The organism is Xanthobacter sp. BG11Y11_SDJG, assembly GCF_057364445.1.
On record NZ_JBNFNU010000186.1, the window covers coordinates 1 to 8,028 of the forward strand.

3 protein-coding genes and 3 pseudogenes are annotated in these 8,028 nt (G+C 72.3%); 3 read left to right on the forward strand and 3 right to left on the reverse strand.

Annotation, left to right across the window (positions count from 1 at the left end):
• Positions 1-705, forward strand: a pseudogene (locus AC2W7M_RS15090) (DNA-processing protein DprA); the annotation flags it as partial.
• Between the two features lie 72 nt (positions 706-777).
• Here the strand turns inward: AC2W7M_RS15090 and AC2W7M_RS15095 are convergent.
• A complete protein-coding gene (locus tag AC2W7M_RS15095) occupies positions 778-984 on the reverse strand; it encodes a hypothetical protein (RefSeq protein WP_486133062.1) in 207 nt (68 codons plus the stop codon).
• Positions 985-1,315: 331 nt separating this feature from the next.
• Between AC2W7M_RS15095 and topA the strand changes: the two genes are divergently transcribed.
• A complete protein-coding gene (topA, locus tag AC2W7M_RS15100; RefSeq protein ID WP_486133060.1) occupies positions 1,316-3,973 on the forward strand; it encodes a type I DNA topoisomerase in 2,658 nt (885 codons plus the stop codon).
• Positions 3,974-4,038: 65 nt separating this feature from the next.
• Here topA and AC2W7M_RS15105 read toward each other — a convergent pair.
• Positions 4,039-5,855, reverse strand: a pseudogene (locus tag AC2W7M_RS15105) (MDR family MFS transporter).
• Here AC2W7M_RS15105 and AC2W7M_RS15110 point away from each other — a divergent pair.
• Positions 5,763-7,331, forward strand: a pseudogene (locus AC2W7M_RS15110) (class I adenylate-forming enzyme family protein). The pseudogenes AC2W7M_RS15105 and AC2W7M_RS15110 overlap by 93 nt on opposite strands.
• 27 nt (positions 7,332-7,358) lie before the next feature.
• Here the strand turns inward: AC2W7M_RS15110 and AC2W7M_RS15115 are convergent.
• The coding region (locus AC2W7M_RS15115) for an OB-fold nucleic acid binding domain-containing protein (protein ID WP_486133061.1) at positions 7,359-8,028 on the reverse strand (670 nt) is incomplete at its 5' end.

The window sequence follows — 8,028 nt, forward strand, 5'->3', positions numbered from 1 at the left end:
CGGCCGCAGCTTCGCCGCCCGCCTCGCCCGCGATCTCGGCGCGGCGGGGTGGATCGTGGTGTCCGGCCTCGCCCGCGGCATCGACGCCGCGGCCCACGAGGCGAGCCTTGAGAGCGGCACCATCGGCGTGTTTGCCGGCGGGCTGGCCCGGCCCTATCCGCCCGAGAACCTGAACTGATCGAGACCATCGCCGAGCGCGGCGTCCTGGTCTCCGAATGCCGATCGCCTGGGAGCCGCGGGCACGCGACTTCCCGCGCCGCAACCGGCTGGTCTCGGGCCTGTCCCTGGGGGTGGTGGTGGTGGAGGCGGCGGAGCGCTCGGGCTCGCTCATCACGGCGCGCCTCGCCGGCGAGCAGGGGCGCGAGGTGTTCGCCGTGCCCGGCTCGCCGCTCGACCCCCGCGCCGGCGGCACCAACCGGCTGCTGAAACAGGGTGCGACCTCGTCACCGAGGCTGCGGACGTCAGAGCGTGCTCGCGCCCATGATCGGACGGCTGCCCGACGCCTCCAACGACCTCGCGGCGCCGCGCCAGCCCGCACCGCCGCCGGCGCCCCGGGGGAGGACGTGCGCGCCCCGCATCCTGGAGCTGCTCTCGCCGATGCCCGCCGCGGTCGACGAACTGATCCGCCTGTCGGGCGCGAGCGCCGCCGAAGTGCAGATCGTGCTCCTCGAGCTTGAACTCGCCGGGCGGCTCGATCGGCCCGGCCCCGGGGCGCGTGGCGCTCAGATAGGCCCGCCTCCCGGACCGGCGCACGGTGTTTCGCCGGATCGGGCGGCTTCAGGTGCGGCGGCCGCCGGCCGGTTCGTCCGGGGCCTGGGAAAGCACCACGTTGCGCGCCTCCAGGCGCGCCATATCCAGGAGATAGGCCAAAGTGGGCAGGTTGTGGCTGCGCGCGAGGCGCGCCAGCTCGGTGGCGAGCGATTCCACATAGGCCGCCACCTCCTGCGTGGCAGGCCCACCCTGAGAGGACGGAAAGTCCACCATGAATCGATCCTGGGAGTCGCGAGGTAGGGGAACGCCTTTCACTCTCATAAAGGGAATACGAAACAATAAACTTACCTAGGGTTGTATGTCGCCTGTCTCGGCCCTGGATCGCCCCCGATGGCGGGCGATTTGACACACGGCGCTCGGCTGCCCATGTTGCGGCCACCTCCGCTCGCGGCCGCCGCACGGGGGCGGCCGTGCCAGCGGCCCGCCCATGGCCGGTCGCGGCGGGGCAAAGCGGGGGCGGGAGAGATGATCGGCGCGGGCCTGGAAGGGCCGTCGCGGCGCATCGTTCTTGGCTCCCGGGCTCATGGAAAGACACGGGACACCCATGCAGGTCGTCATCGTCGAATCGCCGGCCAAAGCGAAGACGATCAACAAATATCTCGGCCCCGGCTACGAGGTCATCGCGTCCTACGGCCACGTGCGCGACCTTCCCTCCAAGGACGGCTCGGTCGATCCGGACCAGGACTTCCGCATGCTCTGGGAGGTGGATCCCAAGGCGCAGAAGCGGCTCAACGAGATCGCCAGTGCGGTCAAAGGGGCCGACGCCCTGATCCTCGCCACCGACCCGGACCGCGAGGGCGAGGCGATCTCCTGGCACGTGCTGGAGGTGCTGCGGCACAAAAAGGCGCTCAAGGACCAGAAGGTCGAGCGCGTGGTGTTCAACGCCATCACCAAGCAGGCGGTGCTGGAGGCCATGAAGGCGCCGCGCGCCATCGACGTGGCGCTGGTGGACGCCTATCTCGCCCGCCGCGCCCTCGATTATCTCGTCGGCTTCACGCTCTCGCCGGTGCTGTGGCGCAAGCTGCCCGGCGCCCGCTCGGCGGGGCGCGTGCAGTCGGTGGCGCTGCGCCTCGTCTGCGAGCGCGAGCGCGAGATCGAGACCTTCGTCGCCCGGGAATACTGGTCCATCACCGCCCGCCTCGCCACCCCCCGCAAGGAGGAGTTCGAGGCGCGCCTGTCCGGCGCCGACGGCAAGAAGATCACCCGCCTCTCGGTGGGCACGGCCGAGGAGGCGAAGGCCTTCCGCGCCGCGCTGGACGCTGCCGATTTCCGCGTGCGCTCGGTGGAGGCGAAGCCGGTGCGGCGCCACCCGCAGCCGCCCTTCACCACCTCCACCCTGCAGCAGGAGGCAAGCCGCAAGCTCGGCCTCGCCCCGGCGCGCACCATGCAGATCGCCCAGCGCCTTTATGAGGGCGTCGACGTGGGCGGCGAGACGGTCGGCCTCATCACCTATATGCGCACCGACGGCGTCGACATGGCGCCCGAGGCGGTGGCGGCGACGCGCAACGCCATCGCCAAGCAGTTCGGCCCGAAATACCTGCCCGGCGTGCCGCGCAAGTACACCACCAAGGCCAAGAACGCCCAGGAAGCCCACGAGGCCATCCGCCCGACCGATCCCGCGCGCCATCCGCGCGAGGCGGCGCGCCACCTCGACGGCGAGCAGGCCAAGCTCTACGAGCTGATCTGGACCCGCACGGTGGCGAGCCAGATGGAATCGGCCGAGCTGGAGCGCACCACCGCCGACATCGAGGCGAAGGCCGGCGGGCGCGTGCTCGACCTCACCGCCACCGGCACGGTGGTGAAGTTCGACGGCTTCCTCACCCTCTATCGCGAGGGCAAGGACGACGAGGACGAGGACGAGGAGAGCCGCCGCCTGCCCGCCATGAGCGCGGGCGAGGGTCTCGACCGGCGCGAGATCACCACCACCCAGCACTTCACCGAGCCGCCGCCGCGCTATTCGGAGGCCTCGCTCGTCAAGCGCATGGAGGAGCTCGGCATCGGCCGTCCCTCCACCTACGCGGCCGTGCTCGCCGTGCTGCGCGACCGCGAATACGTCAAGCTCGAGAAGAAGCGCCTCGTGCCGGAGGACAAGGGCCGGCTCGTCACCGCCTTCCTGGAGAGCTTCTTCAAGCGCTACGTGGAATACGACTTCACCGCCGATCTGGAGGAGAAGCTCGACGAGGTCTCCGCCGCCGAGATCGACTGGAAGGAGGTGCTGCGCGCCTTCTGGCAGGACTTCCACGCCGCCGTGGAGGCCACCAGGGACCTGCGCGTCTCCCAGGTGCTCGATGCGCTGGACGAGATGCTCACCGCCCACATCTTCCCGCCGCGGGAAGACGGCACCGATCCGCGTCTGTGCCCCACCTGCGGCACCGGGCGGCTGTCGCTGAAGATGGGCAAGTTCGGCGCCTTCATCGGCTGCTCCAACTATCCCGACTGCCGCCACACCCGCCCGCTCACCGGCGACGCCGCCCCCGAGGGCGACGGCAAGAGGGTCATCGGCCTCGACCCGGAGAGCGGCGAAGAGGTAACGGTTCGCACCGGCCGCTTCGGCACCTATCTCCAGCTCGGCGAAGGCAAGGACGGGGAGAAGCCGAAGCGCTCCTCTTTGCCCAAGGGCCTCGCCCCCGCCGACGTGGACCTGGAGACCGCGCTGAAGCTGCTCGCTTTGCCGCGCGAGGTGGGCCGCCATCCCGAGGACGGCGAGCCGATCCTCGCCGGCATCGGCCGCTACGGGCCCTATGTCCAGCACGGGCGCACCTACGCCAATATCGAGGACGGCGACGACATCCTCGCCATCGGCCTCAACCGGGCGGTGACTTTGATCGCCGAGAAGCAGTCCAAGGGCCGAGGCGGGCGCGGCGGCACGCCGGCGGGCCGCACCTTGGGCGACCATCCGGTTCATGGCGGACCGATCACCGTGCGCGCCGGGCGGTTCGGGCCCTACGTCAACCACGGCAAGGTCAACGCCACGCTGCCGAAGTCGGTGGACCCGGAGGCGCTGACGCTCGCCGAGGCGGTGACCATCATCGACGCCAAGGCCGCGTCGAGCCCGTCGAAGCCCGCCCGCGGCCGCAAGGCGCCGGCCAAGTCCGCCGACGACGCGCCGAAGAAGGCGCCGGCCAAGAAGGCTTCCACCAAGAAGCCGGCGGCGAAGAAGGCCCCCGCGAAGAAGCCGGCGGCCAAGAAAGCGGCAGAGTAAGCGGCAGAGTAAGCGGCAGAGTAAGGCAACCCGCGCGGCGGCCGCGGGCGCGCCGCCGCGACGCCCTATTCGGCGATGCCGGCGGCCTCCTCGGCGGCGGCGCGCACACTGGACCGCAGCGGGCGCTCGGCCATGGCGACGAGGAAGCCGAAGCCCATGGCGAGCACCAGCGCGGCGGTGGCGAACACATAAGAGAAGCCGCCGGCCAGCGCCTCGGGCGCCGCGTGGCGCGCCAACTCTTCCATGTCGTGGCCGGAGGTGCGGCCGGCAAAACCCAGCAGCACCGCGCCCAGCACCGCCACCACCATCGCCCCGCCGAGCTGGCGGGAGAAGTTCATCAGCCCCGTGGCGGTGCCCATGCGGTGCGGCGTGACCGCGTTCTGGATGGCGATGGTGGTCATGGGCAGCACCGTGCCGATGCCGACCCCGACCACGGCGAGCCCCGCCACCAGCGCCGGCAGCGGCAGGCTCCCGGGCGCGAGCGCGAAGGCGGCGAGCAGCAGCGCGGAGGACGCGCAGCCGATCATGCCCGGCCGCTTGTAGTGGGTGAGGCGCGCCAGAAGCCGGCCCGACATCACCGCGCCGCAGACGATGCCGCCCATGAGCGGGATCAGGGCCAGACCCGACTGGCTGGCGCTGAGCCCGCGCACGGTCTCGAAATAGAGCGGCACGAAGATGGAGAGGCCGACCATCGTGCCCGCCGCCGCGAACGCCGCGGGAACGGCGCGCCCCACCACCGGGTCGGTGAGCATGTCGAGCGAGATGAAGGGTTCGCGCGCGGTGCGGATGCGCCACATGAAGAGCAGGCCCAGCGCGAGGCTGGCGGCGAGCATGCCGACTATCTCCGGCGAGCCCCAGGGCAGGCGCACGCCGCCCCAGTTGAGCGCCAGCAGCAGGACCAGCGCCGACAGGCCCATGAGGGCCGCCCCGGGCGCATCGAGATCGTGGCGGCGGTCGTGGCGCGGCAGGCGGCGCAGCGTGCGGTCGGTCATGAGATAGGCGGCCGCGCCCATGGGCAGGTTGATCCAGAAGATCAGCGTCCAGTGCAGATGCTGGGCGAACAGGCCGCCCATGACGGCCCGAGGATGCTGGCGGCGGCGAACACGGCGGCGATCTGCGCTTGGTAGCGCGGCCGCTCGCGCGGCGCCACCACGTCGGCGATGATGGTCTGGGCGAGCGAGATCAGCCCGCCGCCGCCGAGCCCCTGCACCGCCCGGGCGACGATCAGGAAGAGCAGGTTCGGCGCCAGCGCGCAGGCCACCGACGCGAGCGAGAACACCGCCACCGAGATCAGCAGCATCACGCGCCGGCCGCGGATGTCGGAGAGCTTGCCGTACAGCGGCGTCGCCACGGTTGCGGCCAGAAGATAGGACGTCACCACCCAGGGCAGGTTGGCGAAATCGCCGAACTCGGCGCCGATGGTGGGCAGCGCGGTGGCGACGATGGTCTGGTCGAGCGCGCCGAGGAACATCGCCAGCATGATGCCGAGGATGATGCGGCGCACGTCGGCGTGGGACAGCTCGGCTGGGGGATGCGTCACGGGCGGGCTCTCGGCTTTCGCGCGGCGCAACCGGGCGCGAACCGTCCGAAATAGGCCGAAACGTGCGCCGGAACAACGCCCTGGCGCGGGTGGCCGGCAGCCGAGCCATGTGGCGGGCGCAGCCCGGCGCCAAGGCAGCCCGCGCCATGCGTGCGCGCCATTCTTGGACGTGTCCGCCGCGGCTGGTGCCGATGGCGCCAACTCGCCTAAGCTGCCTTTTCCCGATCCGAGACCGCCCGAACCGCGACCATGGCCCCCTCCCCGCTTTCGTCCGATGCCCCCGCCCCGCACGGCATCGACCCTTCGGCCCGCTTCAACCTCGCCGGACACTGCCTCGCGCATGCGGCCCGGGCGCCGGGCAAGACGGCACTCATCCTGGTGGGGGCGGACGGCGCCGAGCGCTGGACCTATGGCGATCTCGACGGGAAGGTACGCCGCCTCGCAGCCGGCTTCGCCGGCCTTGGGCTGGAGCCGGGCGCGCGCATCCTGATCCGCGCCGGCAACGATGCGGGCTTCGTCATCGCCTTTCTCGCCGCCATCGCGGCCGGCTTCGTGGCGCAGCCCACCTCGTCCCAGCTCACGCTGGAGGAGGTGCGCGCGCTCGCGGACGATTCCGGCGCGGCCGCCGTGGTACTCGGGCCGGACCACCTCGCCGAGCGCGCCGGCCTTGCCCATCTGCGCATCCTCGACCCGGACGCGATGGCGGCGCTCGCTGCCGCCCCGCCCGCGGCCGACTTCGCGCCGACGCAAGCGGACGATCCGGCCTACCTCGTCTACACCTCCGGCACCACCAGCCGGCCCAAGGGCGTGCTGCACGCCCAGCGCGCCATCCTCGGCCGCCGGCCCATGTATGCCGACTGGCTCGGCCTCACCGAGGCGGACGTGCTGCTGCATGCGGGCGCGGTGAACTGGACCTACACGCTCGGCGTCGGCCTCACCGACCCGTGGGCGCAGGGGGCGACGGCGGTGCTCTATAACGGCCCGCGCGACCCCGCCGTGTGGCCGCGCCTGATCGAGGCCTACGGCGCCACCATCTTCGCCGCGGTGCCGACCGTGTTCCGGCAGGTCCTGAAGGCCTGCGACATCGCCCGCTTCGACCTGTCGCGCCTGCGCCACGCCGTGGCGGCGGGGGAGGCGCTGGCCCCGCGCCTGATCGAAGAGTGGCACGCGGCCACCGGCACCTGGATCTATGAATCGCTTGGCATGAGCGAAATCTCGACTTTCATCTCCTCGCGCCCCGGCGCGCCGATCCGCCTTGGCTCGCCGGGGCGCCCGGCAGCGCGGTCGGCGCGTCAGCGTGCTGCCGGTGGAGGGCGGCACCGATCCGCTGCCGGCGGGAGAGACCGGTCTGCTCGCCGTGCACCGCTCCGACCCCGGCCTCATGCTCGGCTACTGGCGCGGCCGGAGGAGGAGGCGGCGGTGATGCGCGGCGACTGGTTCGTGGGCGGCGACCTTGCGGCCTTCGACGCCGACGGCTGGCTCTGGTTCCACGGCCGCAACGACGACGTGATGAACGCGCTCGGCTACCGCGTCTCGCCGCTGGAGGTGGAGACCGCGCTCGCCGACTGCCCCGGCGTGCTGGAGGTGGCGGTGGCCGAGACGCGGGTGCGCGCGGACGTAAGCGTCATCACCGCCTTCGTGGTGCCGCGCCCCGGCGCCGCGCTCATTGAGGCGGCGGTGCTCGCTTATTGCGGGCGGCACCTCGCCGCCTATAAGTGCCCGCGCCGGGTGGTGGTGGTCGACCAGATCGAGCGCACGGCCAACGGCAAGGTGAGCCGCAAGGCCATGGCGCGGCGCTTCGCGGTCGCGGCGGACTGACACGGCCTCGGCGCGGCGCCGTCGGCGTCAGTGGAAGTCCCGCGACTTGGGCAGGACGCGCACCTCGCGCGGATGGCGGGCGCGGGGATATTGCGGGCGGCGGAACTCGTCGGCGCGCGCGGGCTCGATCACCGGCGGGCGCGGCGCGCCGAGATGGCCGAGGTCGGCGCTGCGGTCGGTGAGGCGGCGCGCCATGAGATGGACCACGCCTTCCTCGCTCTTCTGCACCAGGCCCTCCACCAGCAGCAGCCGCGCGCCCATCACCTCGCGGCGGAAGCGCTCGAAGGTGCGCGCCCACAGCACCACGTTGGTGACGCCGGTCTCGTCCTCCAGCGTGATGAAGATCGCCTTGCCGTTGCCCGGCCGCTGGCGCACCAGCACCACGCCGGCGGTGCGCGCGAAGGCGCCGTCGCGCAGCGCCGAGGTGGCCGCGCAGGTCAGCACCTTGTCGCGGTCGTAGAGCGGGCGCAGCAGCGCCATGGGATGGGCCTTCAGCGACAGGCGGGCGCTGCGATAGTCCTCCACCACATGCTCACCGAGCGACATGGCGGGCAGCGCCGCCGCCGCCTCGGCCCCGGTCTCGCGCGCGTCCGCCGCGGCGAACAGCGGCAGCGGCGCGTCGTCCGGCAGGCCGCGCACCACCCAGGAGGCGGCGCGCCGGTCGAGGTGGCGGGCGTGGTGCGGGCGCTTTCTGGGC

Bases quoted from the DNA above. Each gene is read 5' to 3' on its own strand.
- AC2W7M_RS15095 (WP_486133062.1), bottom strand. From the start codon at position 984: ATGGTGGACTTTCCGTCCTCTCAGGGTGGGCCTGCCACGCAGGAGGTG.
- topA (WP_486133060.1), top strand. From the start codon at position 1,316: ATGCAGGTCGTCATCGTCGAATCGCCGGCCAAAGCGAAGACGATCAAC.